Origin of the sequence: Desulfovibrio sp. X2, assembly GCF_000422205.1 — a bacterium.
Taxonomy (GTDB): Bacteria; Desulfobacterota; Desulfovibrionia; order Desulfovibrionales; family Desulfovibrionaceae; genus Alkalidesulfovibrio.
Genome location: NZ_ATHV01000065.1, coordinates 101,051 through 122,209, shown reverse-complemented (window position 1 = coordinate 122,209; position 21,159 = coordinate 101,051). Strand labels below are relative to the sequence as shown.

Here is a 21,159-nt window from a genome sequence, read left to right as displayed (position 1 = left end):
GCCGGATCAGGCTGGCTGTGAACAATGTCTGTAGACTCTATAAACGTGAGATCCGGACAGAACGACCTACCGTCTCGCCCAACAGGCCTCCGCGAAGCGGCACCAGAAAGTTTCGGAGGATGAGAAGGAGGGGGCACCGCTTTCCAGGTCGCTCAACAATCGTCAGCAGCAAGGCACAAGAAACGCTCAAGCCAGAAGCGTATTTTGACATGCACGAGGGTTCAGCAACACGGCAGATGGCGTTTCCCAAAAATTATACAGCACCTACGTGGACTCTGACGGGCTCAGAAGTTTCTTTTTGCCGCCTCCTGCAAGATAAGCTTGCCCAGAGTCAGCTCGGCCACAGCCTTCTCCAGTCGTGCGTTCTCCCGCTCCACTACCTTTAGCTTCTTGGCCTAGTCGACCTTGAATCCACCGTACTCGTTGCACCAATGGTACAATGTTTGTTTGCAGATGCCCAACACTCGGAACGTCTCGGCCACCGTCTTGCTCGTGGCCAACGAAACTTCAGTTTCATGCAGCTTGGCGATTATCTGCTCCGGTGCTTGTCCTTTCCTGTCCATTTGCTTTCCTCCTTTGGCCAAAGACCAGCAAAATCCCTTGCTCAGGTTTAGGGGACAGGCCAGTACAACAAAGAAGGTCCCTCGAGTCTCTCAAGGAGATGCTCCGTCAGATCTCGCTGCCCGGGAGGTATGTATACATTCCGGCTTACCCTCAAATCGCCAATTCAGAATCTTTACTCATAGCTGCCCCCTAAACAGAGGATTTCACACGTGACTCAGCCCGCTCAGAATGAACGCCGTATACGTCCGGCAGGAGGGCGCGTGAGGATGATCGATCATGAGAAATCGGATTATGGACAGGGGGGTGTGCTGCCTGCGCGGCGCGTCTACTTCGCGAAGAAGATGATGGCGACCCCGAGGACGGCGCAGCACCACGTGGCCCTGTCCTTGATGACGAACTGCACCGGATCGCAGTCCATCTGTCCCCTGTGCGTGAGGATGAGTATGCGGCCGTACCAGTAGACGGCCAGGGGCAGGGCGAGCCACAGCGCGAGCGGCGAGGAGTAGAGCAGGGAGGCCTGCAGGCTGTCGATGTACAGCGCGAGGACGACCATGCTGCTGAACGCGCTGCAGGTGGACATGATCTCGAGGATGTTCCTGTCCTCGATCGTGTATGGCCTGCCCGCGACCTTCTCCCCGGCGGCCGCCCTGTGCTCCTTCAACTCGGCCACGCGCTTCATCAGGCCGAGGCCGAGGAAGAGGAAGAGGCTGAAGGCGATGGTCCAGTTCGAGAGCGCGACCCCGACCGCGGCCGCGCCGGCGGCGATGCGCAGGAAGTAGAGCCCCGCCAGGCTGACCGTGTCGAGCATGACTTTCCGCTTGAAGTACAGGGAGTAGGAGAAGGTGAGTGCGTAGTAGACGGCCAGGATGAGCACGAAGCGCGGCGGCAGGACGAGGCAGCAGAGCGCGGTGGCAGCCAGCAGCCCGAGGACGAGGAGGGGCCCCCGGGTGACCGGGATGTCGCCCGCCGCGAAGGGCCGGCGGCATTTGCGGTGGTGGCGGCGGTCGGCGGAGAGGTCCAGGAGATCGTTGATCACGTAGACCGAGGAGGCGCACAGGGAGAAGCTGACGAAGGCGAGGAGCGCGGCGAGGAGGGCCTTGGCCGTGAAGAGGTGCGCCAGGGCCAGGGGGACGAAGACGAGGATGTTCTTCATCCACTGGTGCAGGCGGACCGCCCTGCGGTAGTCCCGTGGGCCAGCCGTCCGGCCGGGCAGGGGCAGGCTGTCCGGGTTCAGCTGCCGCGCGCCGGCCAGAAGCCGCGCGCTGTCCGTGGCGAGCAGGGCCGTGCGGCAGGCCGCCCAGACCGGCAGGTCGGCGGAGGAGTCGCCGATGTAGTCGAAGCCCTTCGTCCCGAAGGCCTCGACGAGACGCTCCGCCTTCGCCGTCCCCTTCAGGTTGCGCTCCTCCGAGCTGGCGAAGACGCCGGAGAATATCCCCAGGCGCTCGGCCATCACCCGGGCGATGGGCTCGAGCGCGGCGGTGGCCAGGTAGATCTCCCGGCCCCGCGCCTTCTCTTCCTCGAGCCTGCGCAGGACGTCCGCGTTCAGGGGGAAAAGGGTGCTCGCCTCGAGGCAGTAGGGCAGCATCCTCGCCTTGAAGAAGAGCCGGCCGCGCAGGAGCCAGAGGGGGAGGAGGAAGACCAGCAGCGGATTCTTTCCCGCCATGAGCAGGACGCCCTCCCACAGGGAGTCCGTCCGGATCAGCGTCCCGTCGAGGTCCGTGACAAGGGGAATTCCGTCCTGGCTGCCGCGTTCCGTATCCATGCCATGTTCCGAAGTTTTCATTCCTGCCCCGAAGAAGTGCCCCGGGCGGGGGAAGCGTCCCGGGACTTCCGCGCAAAGCCCATCAGGACACTGCGGCACGGCGACTCGCCGCGTGCCGCGTACCCTGTCTTGGCAGGACGCGCGGGGATTTTCAAGGCCCTGCTGCCGCGAGGCGCCTGCCGCCCGGACGCTTTGCCGCCGAGCCGTTTCATTGTGCGTCCGTCCTGCGCATGACGACGAGCCGGTGGGCATACCAGAGCATGGTCGCGTCCTCCTCGCGCTCCAGGGTGAAGCCCTGGGCGCGCAGCAGGGAGGCGACGCCCCGCAGGTCGACGTAGGAGATCCATTGCCGCGCCAGGACCAGGTCGTGCAGCCTGTTCATGATCCCGCAGACGACGGGCCTTGGCAGCATGTCCTTTATCAGGAGCAGCCCGCCGGGGCGGACGCGCCTCCCCGCCTCACGGATGAAATCCGCCTGGGCCCGCCGCGGGACGTGGTGCAGGACGTCGATGATGGAGACGACGTCGAACGTCCTGTCCGGCCATGCGCCGCAGGTCTCGCCGGCCGAGAAGGAGCACGTCTCCCGGGGGAAGCTCCTGCGCGCGGCGTTCTCCGCCAGGCGGACGGCGGCGCAGTTGGCGTCCACGCCCACGGTCTCGGTCGCGCCGCGCAGCGTGCGGCAGGCATGGAGAAAGAATCCGCTCCCGCAGCCGATGTCGAAGACGCTCGATCCCTCGGGGATCGTGTCCAGCATGGTCGTGAAGGGACAGATGTAGGGCCGGTATCTGACCATGACCTTGTGCATGCCGGAGAGCTCGCTGCCGTACCTTGCGGCGGTGTCCACCACGGATGCCTGCGTGACCTGCCTAGCCATTGTCGTCCTCGTGCAGAAGTTTCTTTTCGGCGCCCATGCCCAGGGGCCAGTCCGTCTTGAACAGCAGGACCTTGTGCAGCACGACGGCGTCGCCCGCGTGGCCCTGCCAGGTGATGCCGATGGCGTTCTTGGGCGAGTCCGAGCTGTCGAACATGAGCCAGCCGCTCCCGCCCGACTGGGCGGAAACGGTGATGCCCACGTAGGGGTTCTCCTCGACCTCGCCGTCGGCGGAGTGGGAGGAGCCGTGCAGGTCGAGCGTCAGGTCACGGTTCGCCGTGGCCTCGACGTACAGGAGGTAGCGTCCCGGGCCGCTCCCGCCGATGCCTGGGCGGGTGAACAGACCGACCCAGGGCTGGTCTTCGTGCTCCGAGATCTCGAGCGCGGGCCGGCCGCCCGATGCGACGACCCGCGATGCGTATCCCCCGACCCCGGTGACGAACCAGGCGTCCGTGTCCAGCGCGCCGTCCTTCAGGAGGGGCAGCCGCTTCGTGAACAGCGCGGAGGCGGGAGCGTCCGGGGCCACGGACCAGCCGTCGTCGTCGAGCACGAAGGGGGCCGCCTGCCCGGGCCGGCCCCCGGAGGACGGCCGGTACAGGGAGATCGGCGTCCCGGGCGGAGTCCGCACTGCGACGAGCCTGCCGTCCGCAAGCCGCCACAGGCCCGCGGGGAAGATGGTGGCGAAGTACCCGCCCGTGGCGGTCGCCGGGACGCTCGGATGCGCGGTGAAGAGCGAGTGGGGGAAGCCGTCCATGACCGGGATCGGCTCCGCGGGCGGCGCCTTGCCGCTCGTCGCGGCCACCGCCCTGAAGAAGACGAGCGACCAGGGATGGACGTGCTGCACCCCGCTCCCGGATGCGCCGTAGGAGGGATGGCCGAAATTGATGGACCACGGATAGATGCGGGGAGCGACCAGGACATAGCCGCCCGGGCGCAATTCGCGCTGCATCAGGATGATGTCGTCCCTGGTGAAGGTCGCCTCGTGCAGTGACGCGGCCACGAGAACGTCCGCCGGCTTCCCGCCTGGGACGAGTCCGGCTCCCGCCTGGCGGAGTGAAACGGTCCCCCGGTATTCGAACTGCGAGCCCGAGCCGGCGGTGGCGGGCGGATTCTCCCCGGAACGGGTGGATATGCCGTCGCCCGGCTCCCAGACGAGGTTGCGCGCCGTCCTGTAGGCCGCGCCGTGGGGATATTCGTCCACGGCATAGTACTGCGTCCCCAGCAGCCTGAACTGGAAATGGTCATAGGCCGCGGGGGCCAGGAGAAGCCCGCAGCAGAAACTGGCGAGGAGGCTCAAGGCCAGTCCGCTGCGGAGCTTGAAGATGACGGTCCACAACGCCGCGACGATGGCGACGTAGGCCCAGATGCCCGGCTCGTAGAAGGGCATCCAGCTCGTGAGGAACGCATACCGCGCGGCGATGTCTCCAATGGCGAGCGCGTACGCCAGGACGGCGCCGAGCCACCCCATGCGCTGCAGCGCGATGCACACAACGACGAGGGAGAGCTGCAGGCCGGCGAGGGCATAGCGCAGGCTGTACCCTTCGGCGAGATAGGCATACGGCGCCTTCGCTCCGGATCCCGCGGACCACGGCATGCAGAAGAAATACGCCCAGAGGAACACGGTGAAGAGCCACGCGACCAGCAGCGGATTGTCTTTCAGTCGCCTGAGCGTGGAGCGCGCGAATGCCAGAGGCGTGATGAAGATCGAGGCGAGGAAGACGAACGGGAAGAGCATGCCGGATGCCCGCAAAGCGAGCGGCAGACCCAGGAAATAACGCCATGTCTGGGCCTTGAGGAGGTAATCCGTTATCTTCGTCTTCTCGACGTGGATCCGTCCGTGCAGATGCAGCGGCCCCAGCTTGAGGGCGAAGGGGTAGAGCGGATTGCCATACGAGAACAGGTTGTGGGCATAGTATATCCCGGAGGAGGTGAACAGCGCGCCGAGGACCAGCGCGATCTGAAGCTTGCGGCGCGCGAACGCCCGCAGCAGGGACGGCTTGAGCGCCAGCAGCATGGCCAGCAGCACGAAAGCGATCGGGAGCCCGGAGAACTTGGTGCCGGCGAACGCCATTCCGCCGGCGGCGAGGACGGCGAGGTGCCTGTCGAGGATGTCGTCCTGCAGCGCGCGCAGGGCCGCGTAGAGCATGAGCAGCGTCCCCGCGGCGTGTATGATGTCGTTCTTGAGCGTCGCGGCTCCGGTGGGGGCGATGGTCCAGAAATGCCCGCACAGCAGGGCGGAGAGCGCCAGCAGTGCGCAGAGCAGTCGCGTCGCGCCGAGCTTCCTGGAGACGGCGTAGGTGGCGAGAACGAACAGGACGATGGCCTGCACGGAGAAGAACGGATAGTAGAACGTCTTCCCTCCGAGAAGCAGCCCCGGGATGTAGCCCATCTCCCAGAAGGCCACGTAGTGATAGGGGAAGTCGAACAGGGAGGCGGAGTTGACGAGCGCGCGGAAGAGGGAGTCGGCCGCCTTGAGCGAGTCCACTTCGAGAAGCGGCGTGATGGACGTCGAGAAGAGGATCGCGCCGATGATCAGGAGTGCGTGCGGCCAGGCCGCGGCAAGGAGGGATTTTGAGGGGAGGAAGGCGGCGCGAAGCGCGGCGGCATGGCGCCTGCACATCGCGAGCCCCGTCGCGCTGGCGATGCACGCGAGCGTCAGCAGCGAAAACTGCGAGAGGCATTTCGTCAGAACCAGCATCTGGGGAACGAGGCAGCCGAGGAAGATCTTGCCCGTCAGCGCGACCAGCCAGAAATCGACCAGATCGTCGGGGCGGCGTTTCCCCTGGAAACACCACAGGGCAACGGCGATGCCCGACAGCAAGAGCGCGATCTCCCAGAATGCGTATGCCACTAAGCCGGCCATGTATGTCCCCATCTCCTTGTCATATCCGTGCGCGCGGGCGGATGGATCCCGTGGCCACGGCAAAATGCGGCGCGGAGCCCGCGTGGCTTCCGGCCCTCGACTCCCGCGCGGCGAATCCCTCCGGGACGGATGGACAGGCCGACCCGCGCCGCGCCGCGCCGGCACGGAACCTTCCCCATCCTCCCATGCGCTTCCCGTCCCGTGCTTCCCGGGCAGCCGCTAGGTCTTCTCGGCCGTCCGATGCCGCCGATGCGTCGGCTCCGTCCGGACGAAAACGTCGGCAGGTCCTCTCTCCTCGCCAAGCATCGCAAAATCGATCGACGTCTGTGCGGGACGCGTCGCACGTGCTCCATCGGGAGAGCTGAACCGGGTGCGTGGAGGATCGCTTCCAGAAATTCGCTGCAGCCTGTCTTTGCAGGGCAGAGGCTTGCTCGTACCCGTGATTGCCCTGCGCCGCGCAGGTATACGGAATTTCGTGCCGCCCTTCTATGTCTTCCGGCCCTGCCGATCCCCCGGCCGGTCGGCCCCGCCCGGGCTCTATGGCGAAACGACGATGGGGGGGCTTGCGCATCGCACGCCGGGCTTGAAGAGCAGGGGACGATGCCGCCGACGGAGTTCGCGCCGGCCACGCGACCTCCGCCAACCCCGTGTGATCTTCATGCGCAGGGATTCTTCCCGGGATCGGAGGTGCCGCTGCGCCGTCCGCATCCGCACGATCCGTTCCCTCTCGGAGTCCGAACCGGGAGGACGTTCCCTTGGGGCCGTGGCCTGCCTTCTTCACGTGACGCTACTCGAGCACCTCGATTTCGTGGGGGAATCCCACCCGCTTCCCGTCGAGCGGCTCGCCTTCCACGAACACGCTGAGATATTCTCCGCTTTCCTTCGCCTCGACGATCTTGCGCGTGATGCCGTTGGCGAACCGCACCACCTTGCCTGGTGTGAAATATTCCAGATTCTGCCTGGAATCCTGGACGGAGAAGCCGGTGAATTCCCTCGCCACCCCGTTGACCCATGTCGCATCCGTCAAATCGGATGCGGCTTTCGCGTGATCCAGGGGAGACGGGCCCTGATTCTTGTAGATATACGCGACGCTGGCCATCGGGAAGATGAAATAGACTGCCAGCAGGCCCGCGACAAGAACTTGCACGGTTCTTTTGCGGACGAATCCGGATTCCTTCAAAAACACTTTGGAATGGCGGTATCTGTTGATCTTTTTCTCCAGGAAGAAATAGAGAAAAAGTCCCAATACGCACGAGATGATGGCCACGTATGATCCGAGAGTCATGATCCCGAAATACTGCGGATGCGTCTTGGTCAGTGGCTTGATATATTGCAAAATAGGAAAATGCAGTATGTATACAGGATAGGAGAGCTCGCCGATTATCCTGTCCACGCGATTGCTCGCCGTGATGCTGAAGAGCGGCGGAATGGCCAGGCATACGAACAGCAAATGCCAGAAAGGCATTTCGGTTTTCGTGAATGACAGCAGGAAAACGATAAGAAGCAGGATCAAATAGTTGACGTTCAGATTTCCTTTGCTCAAATGGTACGCCAATGCCCCGCCTCCAAAAAAGACAAAAGAAGAAGCATAAAAATTGTAGTTGAATTGCAAAAGCTTGCCAGGGTAAAAAATGCCTATTGCATCGGTGGGGTAATTCAAATACATTATCGATATCAAGTAAATGCAGCCGAATAGGACAAAAAACACCAGTCTCTTCGGTTCCTTGACGATGAATGGAGCAACGAAATAGAAGCCCATTTCGACAGCCAGGGTCCATGCCGGGAGATTGAGGGACATGGCGAACGGGTATGGAGTCAGCAGGAAAGAGAGATCCTGGCCGAATATGAACAGGTTCTGGAAAACGAAATAAAATTTCAAGTTGCCGGGAAGAACATGCCAGAGGCTGACGACCGCGTGATATGAAATGGAAAGAGATATCAGGATGCCGACATAATAGACCGGGAATAATCTCAGGGCACGGCTTTTGTAGAAGGCGCTGTATAAAAAGGTTGTTGCTTTTTGGATAGGTCCCTGGCAGGATTGAAAGTTCGTGCCTGACCAGGGGGAAGGGAATGGAACTAGATAGACTCCTTTTAGTATTCCAAAGCCTTGACGAACACAAGCAGAAACTTTTCATCCGGCGGGCGCAGGAGCTGCTCCTGGCGGGACGCGGCTTCGGGTCGTATCTGACCGCGATGCGGGAAGGACGCTTCAAGGACGGGCTGGTCTGCCCGCATTGCGGCGGTCACAGGGTCAAGCGCAACGGCATGTACAAGCGGACCCCGGACAAGCCGGGACAGCGCGGAAAAGGCCCGTGGGTGCCCAGGCAGCGCTACCTGTGCGCTGATTGCCGCAAGACCTTCAACGACCTGACCGCAAGCCCCATCGAAGGGTCCTGGTACGCGGACAAGTGGCCGCGTTACATCACCTTGATGTTCAAGGGGCTCACCCTGCGCGACGCGGCTGAAGAACTGGGCATCTGCCACACCACCGCGTTCTTCTGGCGGCACAAGATTCTGCGGGCCGTGGCCACCCTGGACGTCGGCAAGATGCTGGAAGGCGTGGTCGAGGCCGATGAGACCTTCTTCCTGGAATCCTTCAAGGGCAAGCGTGACCTGACGAAGCGGCCACCGCGCAAACGCGGCGGAAAGGCCGGGAAACGGGGCATATCCAGCGAACAGATAGCAGTTCTCGCTGCCGTGGATCGCTCCGGCGGCATCGTCTGCCGCATGGCCGGCCGGGGCCGGATTTCCGCGTCGCAGATAGGCGCGGTGCTAAGCCCGCGCATGGACGACGATTCGACCCTGGTCACGGATCAGGCCACGACCTTCGCCAAATTCGCAGCCGACCGTGGGCTGCCCATCAAGCAGCTGAACACCAAGCGCAAGGTCTACAAGGACGGCATCTTCCACATCCAGCACGTCAACGGCTACCACAGCCGCCTGAAAGGCTGGATGCAGCGCTTTCGCGGCGTGGCGACCAGTTACCTGGACCACTACCTGGCGTGGTTCAGGCTGCTCGAACTGACCAAGGCGATGCAGGGGACAGAACGCCTGACTGCCGCCCTGTGCGATGCCGTCAGCCCCATGCTGGTCACGCGCCGGGCATCGTTCCCCTTCCCCGAAGTCCCCTAGCCGTCCTGGATGGCTTTCAGCGCGTCGCCCAAAAGCTGACGCGCCTTGGCGCGGGCAGCGGCACCGATTTCCGGAATGCTGCCCATACTGCCGACAGCAAGTGGGACTTCTACCGACAAGCTGGGATGAGCCCCCGTCTCGTCAGGTTCTTCGCACCAAAATTGCACGGTGGCCCAGATGAAATCCAAGTCTTCTGGAAGTGGGCTTTGGACCGTGGCTTTCGTGGTGATTTTGAACGGACCTGCCATACCTAGCCTCCCATTGATGTGGGTTTTCTAGGCATGTCTATCACTCAATGGATATTGTCAAGACGTTAGCAACAACCTTTACATACAGCGCCTTGTAGAAAAGGACAGGGCTTACGTCTCTGTATTTCCCGTTGAGGATCATGGACATGTAGAATCCGGAGATGATGAAGAAGCAGTTGACCGCATACGTGGCCGGGATGCCCCTGTAGCCGAACACGGTCGATTGCGCGTGCCCCGCCACGACGGACAAGGCAAGGAAAAGTCTCAATACACCCATATCTACTACTCCGAACGAGTGGTGACCACTCTCACGACATGGCCTGAGCAAGGATCTCAGGCTTCTGCGAACCGCTCACCTCGGGCAGCGCGGGCAGGCGCCGGAGCGGCTGCGCGAGCGGGCCAGGGCCTGGCGTGTCAGCAGGGGCTTCAGGGCGGCCTCGATCGCCCGGGCCTGCCGCCATTTGGGCGGCGCGCCGGGCAGGCGGCTGAGCGACGCTCCTGCCTCGTGCACCCGGTATTCCAGCAGCGGCTCCATGATGTTGCGCATGCGCGCGCCGAGCGCGGCCATGTGCACCCACAGCCGCCAGTCCTCGGCCACGTGCTCCGGCCCCTTGCCCGTGTCCACGAAGCCCCCGGTCCGCGCGAACAGGGCGCGGGAGAAGACGGCACAGGTCAGCATGTGGTTGCCCAGGAGCATGTCCTCGAGTAGCGGGGCGGGCATGTTCAGCAGCACGCTTTCCGGCCTGCCCAGGACCTCGTAGCCGGCCGAGACGACATCGAAGCGGCAGCCCTCGAGCAGGGCCACGGCCTTCTCAAGGTAGGTCGGCTTCAGGCGGTCGTCCGCGTCCAGGCAGCAGACGTAGCGGCCCCGCGTGGCCGCGATGCCCAGGTTGCGGTTGGAGCCGACGAGGCTCGGGCCGCTCTGGAAGAGAACCGTCGTGCGCGGACGGTCCAGGCGTGCGAGCACCTCGCGTGTGGCCGCGTCCGTGGAGCCGCCGTCCACGACCGTGATGTCGATCTCTTGCAGGGTCTGGGCCAGCACCGAGTCCACGGCCTCGAGGACGAACGCGCCGTAGTTGTAGCAGGGGATGACGACCGAGACGACGGGTGCGCCCGTGTCCATGATCCCCCCCCCGCTTGTTGCGCCGCTTTCCCTGCCCGCCGCGTCATCCGCCGAACCGTTCGCGCTCAGGCGCGGGAGCGGGCAGTCCGCGGGCCGGGCCAGGGAAGCGTCGCCCGCCGTCGCGCGGCCGAGGCGCGTCCTCGCCCGCCGCAGCCGCCAGCGGAACAGGGCCAGCCGCCACAGGGGGCGCAGCGTGCCCATGCGAAGGCACGCCCCTATCCTGGAGCAAATGTCCGCGAGGACGACGCGCATCCTGCGCTGTTGCGGCACGTCAGCCATCTTCCACGTCGGCCATCCGTCCGGACATCCGATCGGCCATCCGCTCGTCCGTCCGTCCGTCCGCCGCCTCAGGCGCCTTCGGGCAGGAAGGTCCCACGCTGCGCGGCGAAGAGGTCCTGCGCCTTGGCGTAGTCGTCCGGCCGTCCGATGTCCAGCCACAGGCCGGACGCCTCGTAGGCGTAGACGCGCTGGCCGGCCTCGATCATCAGCTTGATGAGATCCGGCATGTCCAGGTACTCGTTCGGCCGCACGTGGCCGCGCACTGCCTCCCGCGAGAGGACGTAGAGCCCCATGCTGACCTCGTGGCGGTAGACGGGCTTCTCGCTGTAGCCCACGAGGTTGCGCTCCCCGTCGATCGAGAGGACGCCGAAGTCGCTCCTGATCTCGCGCACGTAGGTGGCGATGCTGGCCTGCGCGCCGTGCTCGAGGTGGCTGGCCACGAAGTGGCCGAAGTCCAGATTGCACAGGAGGTCGCCGTTCAGCAGCAGGAAGTGCTCGCTCAGCTCGTCTATGGCCGCGCCGAGCGGACCCGCCGTGCCCAGGGGGTGGTCCTCGTAGCTGTAGGAGATGCGCATGCCAAGGCGCTGCCCGTCGTCGAAGAACGCCCGGATGATGTGGCTCAGGTGGTTGACGGCGAGGATGACCTCGGTGACGCCGGAGTGCTTGAGCTGCCGCAGGATGAGCTCGAGTATGGGCATGTCGCCGAGCGGCATGAGCGGCTTCGGCAGGACTGCGGTGTAGGGGGCCAGCCTCGTTCCCTTGCCGCCGGCCATGATGATCGCCTTCATGTGCGTCTCCCCTCACGTTTCGACGCCATGGCGTCAGATCGTGTATGTGTTGCTCTTGAAGAGGTGGATGTTCTTTTTGACGAACTCGATGGTCTCCGCGAGCCCCTGGTCGAGCGACACCGTCGGCGACCAGCCCATGCGCTCCCGCGCCTTGGCGTTGTTGGAGAGGAGCTTTTGCACCTCGCTCTTGGCCGGGCGGACGCGCGAGGGGTCCTGCTCGATGGGCTTGTCGCAGCCCATGAGGGAGAGGATGCGGCCCGCGATGGCGCCGATGCTGTCGGTGCGGCCCACGCCGAGGTTGATGGTCTCGCCCTCGATGCCCGGGGCCGTGCCCGCGGCGATGAAGCCGAGCGCCGTGTCGCGCACGAAGGTCATGTCCCGCTGCGGATCGAGGGAGCCCATGCGGATGGCCGGCTGCTCCAGGGCCTGGCAGATGACCGTGGGGATGAAGGCCCTGGCGGACTGGCGGGGGCCGTAGGTGTTGAACGGCCGCAGCGTGACCACCGGCGTGGCGAAGGAGAGGAAGTAGGATTCGGCGATCTTGTCCGCCCCGATCTTCGAGGCCGAGTAGGGCGACTGGCCCTGCAGGGGGTGGCTCTCGTCGATGGGCGCGTAGAGCGCGGTGCCGTAGACCTCCGAGGTGCTGGTGTGCACCACGCGGCCGATTCCCAGGCGGCGGACGGCCTCCATGACGTTGAGCGTGCCCTCGACGTTGGTGCGCACGTAGCTGCGCGGCGCGACATAGGAGTAGGGGATGGCGATGAGCGCCGCGAGGTGGAAGACGATGTCCTGCCCCTTCAGGGAGTGCATCATGAAGTCGCTGTCCTCGACGTTGCCGGCCACGACCTTGATCTCGCGCCTGATGTCCTGGGGCAGGAACTCGAGATTGCCCCAGTTCGCGCTCGAACCGTAGCGTATCATGGCCGTGACGTCGGCATTGGCCTTGACGAGCTCCTCTGTCAGGTGGCTGCCGATGAATCCACCTGCTCCTGTGACAAAGACCTTCTTGCCCTGCAGCATGTTATTGTCCTCGATTCGACGTGACTGTAGTGTAGTGTTTTCTCTTATGCATTCAGCATGTCGCGAATGCATCGTGCAATATCGCATCTTCTCGGCTGAATATCAAGTCGCCGAAGCTTGCCCGTTGCGCCGACGACCACGTCCGGACGGTCGTTCGCGGGCGCGGCCGACACGAGCTCCACCGGAGGCTCGAGCTGATCGATCAGCGTGGCGACGAGCTCGGACATGCTCGTGCCGACCCCGGTGCACAGGTTGACCACCTCTCCGTGGGCGCGCGGGTCGTCTGCGAGCCGCGCCATGGAGTGTGCGCAGTCGTCTGCGTCTATGAAGTCGCGCACCGCGTTCAGGGGGCCGGTGCGGATGCGCCGCTCCTGTACGCTGTCCGCCGGCGGCAGGGCGCGCGCCTGGCGCACGAAGCTCGCCAGGGCCAGGTGCTCCGGCATGCCCAGGCCGAGGATGTTGAAGGGGCGGCAGACCACCACGGGCTGCCGTTCGGCGGCCCGCAGGCCGGCCTCGGTCTGGGCGAGCTTGCTCCTGCCGTAGGCGCTCGCGGGGGCGCAGGGCGTCTCCTCGTCCACCCAGCTTCCGAAGCGGGAGCCGGGATTGTCGTGCTGCGGGCCGTACTCGGCCGCGCTGCCCACGAGCAGCACCGTGGGAGGGGCGGGCAGGCGTCCGGCCGCGTCCAGCAGCGCCTCGGCCCAGGCCACGTTGACCTCGTCCATGTGCTCCGCGCGCGTGGTGCCCGCGACGTGGAAGATCCAGGCCGGGGCGCGCGGCAGGCCGCGCAGCAGCGCCAGCTGGCCGGCCGCGTCGGCGAGGCGGTCCACCTTCAGGTGGGCGCGAGCCGCGCCGCCCGCGCCCACGCCCATGGTCACGACCACGACGCCCAGCCGCTCGAGCGCGGCCACGAGATGGCCGCCCAGAAAACCGGAAGCGCCGGTGACCACGGCGCATGTGCCTTCGTGCATGTCCTCTCCTCGTCGTCCGTGATGCCCCGCGCCGCGCTGGAATGCGCCGGCGCGGCGCCCCTCAGGAGCCGGCGACGGCCGCGTACAGCTCCGCCATGGCCAGGGCCATGCGCCGCACGTCGTGGTGCTCCCTGACGTGGCGCCGTGCGGCCAGCCCCATGCGCTCGCGCAGCGCCGCGTCGTCCATGAGCCGGCGGATGCCCTCTGCCGCGGCCCGCGCGTCGTCCAGGGGAAAGAGGAAGCCGGTCTCGCCGTCGACGATGGCGTCCACGTTGCCGGTGACGCGGCTCGCCACGGCGGGCACGCCCTCGGCCTGCGCCTCCAGCACCGCCAGAGGCAGCCCCTCGCCGCGTGAGGTCGAAAGATAGCAACCCGCGCCCCGCAGGAGAGAGCGGACCTCGTCCAGCGGCCCGGTGAAGCGAAAGGCGTCGAGCAGCCCCTCGGCCGCGAGCGCGGCCGTAAGCGCGGCGCGTCCCTCCCCCTCGCCCACGGTCAGGAAGCGGCAGCGCTCGAGGAGCTCCTGCGCGCGCATCTCGCGCGCGATGGGCAGGAGGGCCCCGCTGTTCTTGGCGGCGTCGAAGCGGCTGACGTGCACGACGGTGAAGGGGGAGCGGAGCGGGGCCGGGGCCGGCTGGTCGTCGACGGCGACGCCGTTTGGGATGACCAGCAGGCGCCGGCCCTCCAGTCCGAGATCCGCGGCCAGCCGGCCCTCGCTCGGGGAGACGGCGACGTTCGCGCGGCTCACCCGGGCGAGGGAGCGCTCGATCCCCAGGTAGGCTGCGCGGGGAAGCCCCCCTTCGGGCGGATGGATGCCGTGAAACGAGTGCACGCACGGTATCCCGGTCAGCAGCGCGGCCAGTCGGCCGTAGAGGCCCGCGCCGCGGCCGTGGGAGTGGATCAGCCCGATGCGCCGCGCGCGCAGCCAGCGCACCAGCCGCGCGAAGGCGACCGTGGACCAGCGGCGCTGCGGCAGCGGCTGGAAGCGGTCGCCGCCGACGATCGCCTCGAAGCGCTCCTCGTAGGGCCTGCGGCGCGGCGCGGCCACGAAGGACTCGATCCGCTCGGCCGGCAGGTGGCGCAGCAGTTGCCAGACGTGCTCCGGCCCGCCGCCGATCGCGGAGGACGCGGTGATCTGCGCGACGCGCAGGCGCGGGGAAGGCGCGGACACCATCAGCCCACGTGTCTGCGGGTCGCGATCGCGCGCAGCAGCGCGTCCTCGTAATTGCGGCACATGGCCGGGGGGTCGAAGTGGACGTGGGCGAAGGCCTGCGCCGCGGCGCCGAGCGCCTTCAGCCGCGTCGGGTCGGCGGCGGCGAGTCGCACGGCCCGCTCGAGCGCGCCCACGTCGCCCGGAGGCGTCAGCAGGCCGGTCACGCCGTCCTCGACCATCTCGGGCAGCCCGCCGATGCGCGAGGCCAGGCAGGGGGTGCCGAGCAGCATGGCCTCCATGACCGCCACCGGGCGGCCGTCCTGCACCGAGGGCAGGAGGAGCGCGTCGTACATGGCGAGATAGACCGCCGGATCGTCCACGAAGCCCATGAAGAGTAGGCGCTGCAGCCCGAGCTCCTCCCTGCGCCGGGCCACGGCGTCCGCCATGGCCCCGCCTCCGGTCATGACGAAGTACACGTGCTCCATGTCGCGGCAGCGGGAGGCGAGCTCGACCACGGCCAGCGGGTTCTTCTCCGGCGACAGCCGCCCGGAGAAGCCGAAGACGAGGCTGTCGGCCGGGATGCCGAGCGCGGCGCGCAGGGCGGCCGCGTCCTCCGCGGCGACGTCGGGCACGCTGATGCCGGAGAAGATACGGCTGACGGCCGAGCGCTCCTCGCCGTGGTCGAGGAGCCAGCTCTCCACCTCGCTGTTCTCGGTGATGATGTGGTCGATCCCGGCCCTGTGCCGCCGGTTGGAGGCGATGTGCCCCTCGGGCGCGGTGTTGAAGAGCAGATCCACGACCGCGAGGTGCGGGCAGGCGGCGCGCAGCCCCTTCAGCATGCGGTAGAGCAGGGCGGAGCCCGCCTGCAGGACGACGTCCACGCGGCGCGAGGCGATCAGGTAGCGGAGGAAGTCCGCCCGCTCCTCGTCGTCGGAGAGGAAGCGCTGCAGCTGGTAGACCTCGGGCGTGTGGGCCGTGAACCAGGAGATGGGCTGGCTGTTCTCCGTGAGGTCGTCGACCGTGCAGACGACCACGACCCGCCAGCCCTGCGCCGCGAGGTGGCCGACCACGGTCGACAGCAGGCGCTCCGCCCCGCCGTTGATGATCAGGCCCATGCACAGGAGGAGGGTCGGCTTCCTGTTCACGCCGTCCTCGTCCGGGGCCTTGCGGCAGCGCCTTGCGCCCATCGCCCCGCCGGGCACCGAGCAGAAGCGAAACTTCCGCGACGCCCGGGCGGAGCGCTTGATGGCCTCCGGCGTGAGGACCGGCGCGAGCTCGGCGCAGATCTGCTCGCACTGGCTGCTGAGGCTGCGTACGCTGTGTTCCGTGCTGAGCGAGCTGCCGTGCGTGCGGTAGAGCAGCAGCGGCTCGTTGACGATGTTGCGCATGCGCGCGCCCTGCGCCGCGAGCTCGATCCACAGCCGCCAATCCTCGGCGACGTGGTCCGCCCCCTTGCCCGAGTCCACGAAGCCGCCCGGGGTCCGGGCCCAGGTGTCGCGCCGGAAGACGGCGCAGGTCATGATGTGGTTGCCCTCGAGCATGTCCCGCAGCGTCGGCACGGGGAGGACGCCGAAGGTCGTCTGCGTCTCGCCGAAGGTGGCGTAGGACGTGGAGACGATGTCGTAGCCGTAGGTCTCGAGCAGGTAGGCGGCCTTCTCCAGGTAGGTGGGCAGGATCAGGTCGTCGGCGTCGAGGCAGCAGACGTAGCGGCCCCTGGCGTGGCGGATGCCGAGGTTGCGGTTCTCCCCCACCATGGTCGGGGAGTCCTGGAGGAGGACGGTCGTCTTCGGCTTGTGGAGCGCCTCGAGCAGGGGGCGCGTGACCCCGTCGGTGGAGCCGCCCTCCACGACGATGATTTCGATGTTCTGCAGGGTCTGCGCCAGGACGCTGTCGATGGCCTCCTCGACATAGCGGCCGTAGTTGAAGCAGGGGATGATCACGGAGACGAGGGGCTGCCCGTCTTGCAGGGGAGAGGGGGAGAAGGGCCGAAGCAGGTGCAGGCGCCGCTTCAGGTTCATGGCGCCGGCCGTGACCCTGCGCGTCCGGGCGGAGGCGAAGCGCCTGATGGGCCCCATGTCGCAGTGCCGCACGCAGTATTCGAGCTTCTCGACATAGCGGGGGCCGGCGGGATGGAGCTTGCCGGCCATCTTCTTGAGCAGCACGCACGTCCTGACGTCGATCTTCTTCCACAGGGAGACCTTGTCGTCGGGCGCCTTCCCCAGGAGCTTCTTGCCGACGGCGCGCACGACGCCGGTGGCTGCGTTCTCCTCCTCCCGGCGCCGGCACTCGGCGAGGAGCTCCTGGTGGTTCGCGAGCTGCTGCTTGAAATACGCGATGCCCTCCTCGTACTTCCCAAGGGCCGTCTGCTGCTCGCGCAGGGCATCGTGCAGCTCGGCCATGCCGCAATAGCGACCGATGGTCTCCTGTATGGATTCCTCGACGCTCTGCGCGAAGGTGGACGCCCCCCGTTCCAGATTCGCGCGGCCCCAGTCCAGCAGGCGCAGGGTGAAGGCGGCGAGTTGGAGCATGCTGTCCGTGTTCTCCGGCCGGTTCAGCGCCACGAGCGCGTGCAGCAGCGGCACCTCGTGGTCCGGCAACGGGAAGCCGGCCCCCCTGAGCAGGCGCTCGCTCACGGCCATGACCACGGAGCGCTGGCTGTCGCGGTAGCGGTCGCGCGCCTCTTCCGGGTAGGTCCGGTAGCGCAGGCCGGAATATTCGAGGTTTGCGAAGCGCACCTCGGGGTCGCCGGCCAGCCGCGACCACAGCTCGTGGTCCTGGGCGTGGGGGATCGTGGCGTCGTAGCCCCCGGCCCGCTGCACGGCGTCCTTGCGGAAGACGACCGTGGGGTGGTTCAGCGGGTTGCGCAGGAACATGGTCGCCCGGATCTCGTCGTCGCCCGTGGGCATTTTCAGGAGACTCGTCTCCTCGCATCCGTCGAGGAAGATGTCGGCCCAGGTGCCGCAGACCGCCACCTCGGGGTGGCTCTCCAGGTAGTCGAGCTGCGTGGCCAGACGGCTCGGGTAGGCGACGTCGTCCGCGTCCATGCGGGCGACGTAGACCGTGTCGCAGTGCTCGAGCCCGCGGTTCAGGCTGGCCGCGAGCCCCAGGTTGTGCTCGTTGACGAGCACTTCAATGCGGCCGTCCCTGTCGGCCAGCTCGCGCAGGATCGCGGGCGTGGCGTCCGTGGAGGCGTCGTCGACGATCACGAAGCGGAAGTCGGCGAAGGTCTGCGCCAGGATGCTCTCGACCGCCTCGCGCACGTGGGCCGCGCCGTCATGCACGGACATGAGCACGGAGAGGCGGCCGCCGTCCTCGCCGGTGCGCGGGGCTTCCCGCTGGGCGGGCGCGGCGGCGGGGGACTTCGCGCCGCCGAGGCTCGCGAAGGTGGCCACGTCGCCCTGGTCGGCGGACAGCTCCGCCTCGTCGAGCAGGAGGTATTCGTACCCCGGGGTCTCCACGGGCGAGAGCAGGTCCGTGTTCGCGCCGTAGAACTTCCTGGCCCGGATGTTGTGGCCCTTCAGGTAGGTCACGGAGGTGACGGGGTCGGTGTACTCGGCCAGCCCGTGTCGCTCGATGGTTTCGCTGATGATCGACCCGGGCAGGCCGACGTAGACGTTGAAGCCGACGAAGTCGGGCTTGGTGCGGGCGAGGAAGTCCTGCGTCAGCTTGACGTCCTCCGGCGTCTCGCCGGGGGCGCCGACCACGATGCTGGCGTAGGTCTTGATGCCGTGCCTGCGCGCCAGGGCGATGACCTTCTCGAACTGCTCGACGGTCTCGCCCTTCTTGAACACCTTGAGCATCTTCGGGCTGCCGCTCTCGACGCCGACGTATATGCGCCTGCAGCCGGAGCGCGCCATGAGCTCGATGACGCGGGGATCGTCGATGCTGTCCGCCCTGGTCTCGCAGGACCACTCGATGGACAGGTTGCGCGCCAGGACGCCCTCGCAGAAGGCGATGGTCCGCTTCTGGTTCAGGGTGAAGTGGTCCTCGCGGAAATAGGCCGAGCGCAGCCCGTAGTATTTGATCATCATCTCGACGTCGTCGAGGACGCGCTCCGCGGACATGAAGCGGTACGTCTTGCCCCAGATGCCGCGCACCGAGCAGAAGGTGCAGGAGAAGGGGCAGCCGCGGCTCGTGTTGAAGGTGTAGACCGGGGAGGCGGTGCCCTCGAGCGTCCAGTCGTAGGGGCGGGTGATGAAGTCGGCCCAGGGCAGCTGCGGGAGCGTGTCGAGGTCCTCGATGAGCGGCGCGCGGATGACGCGCTCCATCTTCTTGCCGTCGGCGAGGTCCAGCGTGGCCAGCTCGCCCTCGCCGATGACGATGTGGTCCACGTACTCCGGGATCGACGGCGCGCCGAAGGAGGTGTGCGGTCCGCCCACCCAGATCTGCCCGGACCAGATGCCGCGCTCGCGATAGCGCTGCAGGGCCTGCATGATCTCGAGGGCCTGGGCGTAGCAGATGCTGCTCGTGGAGATGCCGACCGCGTCGATCTTGTTGCGCAGCAGATAGTCGGGCGATTCGAAGATGGGCTCGTAGCGCAGGTAGAGATCCTCGAAGAGGACGGTGTGCCCGGCCTGGCGCAGCACGGAGATGAGATATCCCACGCCCAGCGGCGGGCGCTTCTCGCTGGTGGAGAAGGGGGCGGTCCTTGGCGGCGGAGCGATGACGAGGAGGATCTTCATGCGGTGGCCTTTCGGGTCATGACTTTTTTATTGCAATGATGAACATGTTGTCGATGAGCGTGGACTCCGAGAAATGCTCGGCCAGCAGCGCCTTCATCTCCCCGCTCGTCACGATGTACAGATGGTGCGGGTTCGTTGCGCACAGGGCGTCCGCCTCCTCGCGTGTGTCCGGAAACGCGGATGTCGCGATGAAGACGCCGCCCGGCTTCAGCATGGCCGCGGCCGCGGCGACCAGTCTCCGGCCGTCGGCGCGGCTGAAATGCTCGATGGCCTCCATGGCGGTGACCACGTCGAAGCTGCCTTCCGCGAGGCCGGCGGTGGCGGGGGCGAGCGCATCGCCCTGCAGCCAGCGGATGTTGTCCTGCTTCCTGAACGACCTCGCGCGTTCGGGCGTCGCGGTGGCAGGCGACAGGGCGACGACTTCGCGGGCATAAAGCGCGAGGAGCCGGGGACCCCAGCCGTCGGTGGAGCCGATGTCGAGGACGCGGGCCTTGCGGCAAAAGGTGCTGCCTGCGAACAGAGAGCTTCCGAGCAGCCCGCGGTCCGGGCCGGGGAAACGCTCCTCGCCGGGCGAGCCTTCTTCGGCGTCGGGCTCGGCGCCCGCCTTTACCGGAGGAGCCTCGAGCAGAGAGGCAAGCGTGCCACGCAGGAGCCATGCCTCCCTCTTCTGGACACGCTCTATGTCGACACGCCGCCCGAAGCTGTGCAGCGGAGGAAGGCTCTCCTCCCGCTGCCGTATGACCTTCGCGGGGACGCCGCCGACGATGGAGTAGGGAGGCACGTCGCGGTTGACCACGGCCCCGGCGGCGACGATCGCCCCGGTCCCGATGGTCACGCCGTCCAGGATGACGGCGTGTGTGCCTATCCAGACGTTCGACTCGATGCGGATGCCCTTGGCCGAGATGCCCTGATGGCAGATCGGGACGTCCAGCGCGTTGAATCTGTGATTCGATGGAATGAGGACCACGTGCGAAGCGATGATGGTGTTCTCGCCGATCGAGGTGTCGCCATGCCCGTATATCGTGCTGTAGGCCCCGATGATGACGTTGTCCGCGATGGAGATCCTGCCGCCGTATGGGTAGAGCTGCACGCCGAAGCGCAGGCCGACGCTGCTGCCGATTTTGATGCAGCCACCATCCACGTGGTCGAAGAAGACCTGTTGCGCGATCGTGCACCCCGGCCCCATCTGCAGATGCTCGCCGCGTTCGTGGTTCTCCCTCTCCGCACTTGGCGCCGGCTCGGCCGGAGACGCCGGGGGCGCGCCGCGGGTCCTTGAGCGGCTGAAAAGCGACACGATCTTGCGCACGAGGCCATTGGGCGGAAAGAATGCTCTTTCCCACCTGGAGTAGCGATCCACAGCCTGCTCGAGCTTCGCGATGTTTTCTCGAAGTGCGTCGATGCGGGCTGTCAGCTCCTCGATGTCGCCATTCGGGGCCAGATAGGGCATGGAACAGGGTCTCCTGGCTCAGTGTTTCCGTTTATGTCGTCGAACCGGCGAATATCCAGGTCCTCCCGCCTGGACGACGTGAGCCGGCATCGGCTCTTGCCTGTGGGCCATGGGCCGCACAGGCAAGAGTCGCCCGAGGGAAGAAATCGCCTCGATGGGACGCGCCGGGGTGCGGAATCAGGCAAGGAGCCGACTCTCGCCTTTCGCGCATGTCCAGACTCGCATGGCGCACACCGGGGTTCAGGAAGCGCCCCTGCCG

General features: G+C 66.4%; 13 protein-coding genes. 1 reads left to right on the top strand and 12 read right to left on the bottom strand.

What is annotated here, in order from left to right; all coding sequences use genetic code 11:
- Positions 1 to 889 precede the first annotated feature (889 nt).
- The 4 genes from DSX2_RS16235 to DSX2_RS16220 form a co-directional block, all read right to left on the bottom strand.
- Positions 890 to 2,326, bottom strand: coding sequence for a UbiA family prenyltransferase (locus tag DSX2_RS16235; protein ID WP_020882088.1), 1,437 nt, complete (start codon positions 2,324 to 2,326; stop codon positions 890 to 892).
- A gap of 208 nt (positions 2,327 to 2,534) precedes the next feature.
- On the bottom strand, positions 2,535 to 3,200 hold the full coding sequence (locus DSX2_RS16230; RefSeq protein WP_020882087.1) for a class I SAM-dependent methyltransferase: 666 nt from the start codon (positions 3,198 to 3,200) through the stop codon (positions 2,535 to 2,537).
- Positions 3,193 to 6,060, bottom strand: a complete 2,868-nt coding sequence (locus tag DSX2_RS16225; RefSeq protein ID WP_020882086.1) for a hypothetical protein — start codon at positions 6,058 to 6,060, stop codon at positions 3,193 to 3,195. The genes DSX2_RS16230 and DSX2_RS16225 overlap by 8 nt, the downstream gene beginning before the upstream one ends.
- Before the next feature lie 787 nt (positions 6,061 to 6,847).
- Positions 6,848 to 8,086: an acyltransferase gene (locus DSX2_RS16220; RefSeq protein ID WP_268870077.1), complete on the bottom strand. Its 1,239-nt coding sequence runs from the start codon at positions 8,084 to 8,086 to the stop codon at positions 6,848 to 6,850.
- Positions 8,087 to 8,133: 47 nt separating this feature from the next.
- Here DSX2_RS16220 and DSX2_RS16215 point away from each other — a divergent pair, with 47 nt between their 5' ends.
- Positions 8,134 to 9,195 carry an IS1595-like element ISDeul1 family transposase gene (locus DSX2_RS16215; RefSeq protein WP_020882083.1) on the top strand — a complete coding sequence of 354 codons (1,062 nt, stop codon included), beginning with the start codon at positions 8,134 to 8,136 and terminating at the stop codon, positions 9,193 to 9,195.
- On the opposite strand, the gene DSX2_RS16210 is transcribed toward DSX2_RS16215, so the two are convergent.
- The 8 genes from DSX2_RS16210 to DSX2_RS17785 all read right to left on the bottom strand — a co-directional run bounded on the left by DSX2_RS16210 (position 9,192) and on the right by DSX2_RS17785 (position 20,900).
- Complete coding sequence (locus DSX2_RS16210) at positions 9,192 to 9,443, bottom strand: hypothetical protein (RefSeq protein ID WP_035043087.1); 252 nt, start codon at positions 9,441 to 9,443, stop codon at positions 9,192 to 9,194. The two genes, DSX2_RS16215 and DSX2_RS16210, sit on opposite strands and share 4 nt — an antisense overlap.
- Positions 9,444 to 9,795: 352 nt before the next feature.
- A complete protein-coding gene (locus DSX2_RS17795; RefSeq protein ID WP_020882081.1) occupies positions 9,796 to 10,767 on the bottom strand; it encodes a glycosyltransferase family 2 protein in 972 nt (323 codons plus the stop codon).
- A gap of 146 nt (positions 10,768 to 10,913) precedes the next feature.
- Positions 10,914 to 11,633, bottom strand: coding sequence for a sugar phosphate nucleotidyltransferase (locus DSX2_RS16195; protein WP_020882080.1), 720 nt, complete (start codon positions 11,631 to 11,633; stop codon positions 10,914 to 10,916).
- Between the two features lie 33 nt (positions 11,634 to 11,666).
- A complete protein-coding gene (locus DSX2_RS16190; protein ID WP_020882079.1) occupies positions 11,667 to 12,653 on the bottom strand; it encodes a GDP-mannose 4,6-dehydratase in 987 nt (328 codons plus the stop codon).
- A 44-nt stretch (positions 12,654 to 12,697) separates the two neighbouring features.
- The gene (locus DSX2_RS16185) at positions 12,698 to 13,621 is read right to left on the bottom strand and encodes an NAD(P)-dependent oxidoreductase (RefSeq protein ID WP_020882078.1); all 924 of its coding nucleotides are present in this window, start codon (positions 13,619 to 13,621) and stop codon (positions 12,698 to 12,700) included.
- 61 nt (positions 13,622 to 13,682) lie between these two features.
- Positions 13,683 to 14,792, bottom strand: coding sequence for a glycosyltransferase (locus tag DSX2_RS16180; protein WP_020882077.1), 1,110 nt, complete (start codon positions 14,790 to 14,792; stop codon positions 13,683 to 13,685).
- On the bottom strand, positions 14,792 to 19,453 hold the full coding sequence (locus DSX2_RS17790) for a B12-binding domain-containing radical SAM protein (RefSeq protein WP_020882076.1): 4,662 nt from the start codon (positions 19,451 to 19,453) through the stop codon (positions 14,792 to 14,794). The genes DSX2_RS16180 and DSX2_RS17790 overlap by 1 nt, the downstream gene beginning before the upstream one ends.
- A gap of 16 nt (positions 19,454 to 19,469) precedes the next feature.
- Entirely contained in the window at positions 19,470 to 20,900 is a 1,431-nt protein-coding gene (locus DSX2_RS17785) for a methyltransferase domain-containing protein (RefSeq protein WP_020882075.1), read from the bottom strand.
- Positions 20,901 to 21,159: the final 259 nt, after the last annotated feature.

Excerpts from the sequence above, each read along its gene's own strand:
- DSX2_RS16180 (WP_020882077.1), bottom strand. The coding sequence starts at position 14,792 with ATGGTGTCCGCGCCTTCCCCGCGCCTGCGCGTCGCGCAGATCACCGCG.
- DSX2_RS16225 (WP_020882086.1), bottom strand. The coding sequence starts at position 6,060 with ATGGCCGGCTTAGTGGCATACGCATTCTGGGAGATCGCGCTCTTGCTG.
- DSX2_RS16185 (WP_020882078.1), bottom strand. The coding sequence starts at position 13,621 with ATGCACGAAGGCACATGCGCCGTGGTCACCGGCGCTTCCGGTTTTCTG.
- DSX2_RS17790 (WP_020882076.1), bottom strand. The coding sequence starts at position 19,453 with ATGAAGATCCTCCTCGTCATCGCTCCGCCGCCAAGGACCGCCCCCTTC.
- DSX2_RS16210 (WP_035043087.1), bottom strand. The coding sequence starts at position 9,443 with ATGGCAGGTCCGTTCAAAATCACCACGAAAGCCACGGTCCAAAGCCCA.
- DSX2_RS16215 (WP_020882083.1), top strand. The coding sequence starts at position 8,134 with ATGGAACTAGATAGACTCCTTTTAGTATTCCAAAGCCTTGACGAACAC.
- DSX2_RS16230 (WP_020882087.1), bottom strand. The coding sequence starts at position 3,200 with ATGGCTAGGCAGGTCACGCAGGCATCCGTGGTGGACACCGCCGCAAGG.
- DSX2_RS16195 (WP_020882080.1), bottom strand. The coding sequence starts at position 11,633 with ATGAAGGCGATCATCATGGCCGGCGGCAAGGGAACGAGGCTGGCCCCC.
- DSX2_RS16190 (WP_020882079.1), bottom strand. The coding sequence starts at position 12,653 with ATGCTGCAGGGCAAGAAGGTCTTTGTCACAGGAGCAGGTGGATTCATC.
- DSX2_RS17795 (WP_020882081.1), bottom strand. The coding sequence starts at position 10,767 with ATGGGCACGCTGCGCCCCCTGTGGCGGCTGGCCCTGTTCCGCTGGCGG.
- DSX2_RS16235 (WP_020882088.1), bottom strand. The coding sequence starts at position 2,326 with ATGGATACGGAACGCGGCAGCCAGGACGGAATTCCCCTTGTCACGGAC.
- DSX2_RS17785 (WP_020882075.1), bottom strand. The coding sequence starts at position 20,900 with ATGCCCTATCTGGCCCCGAATGGCGACATCGAGGAGCTGACAGCCCGC.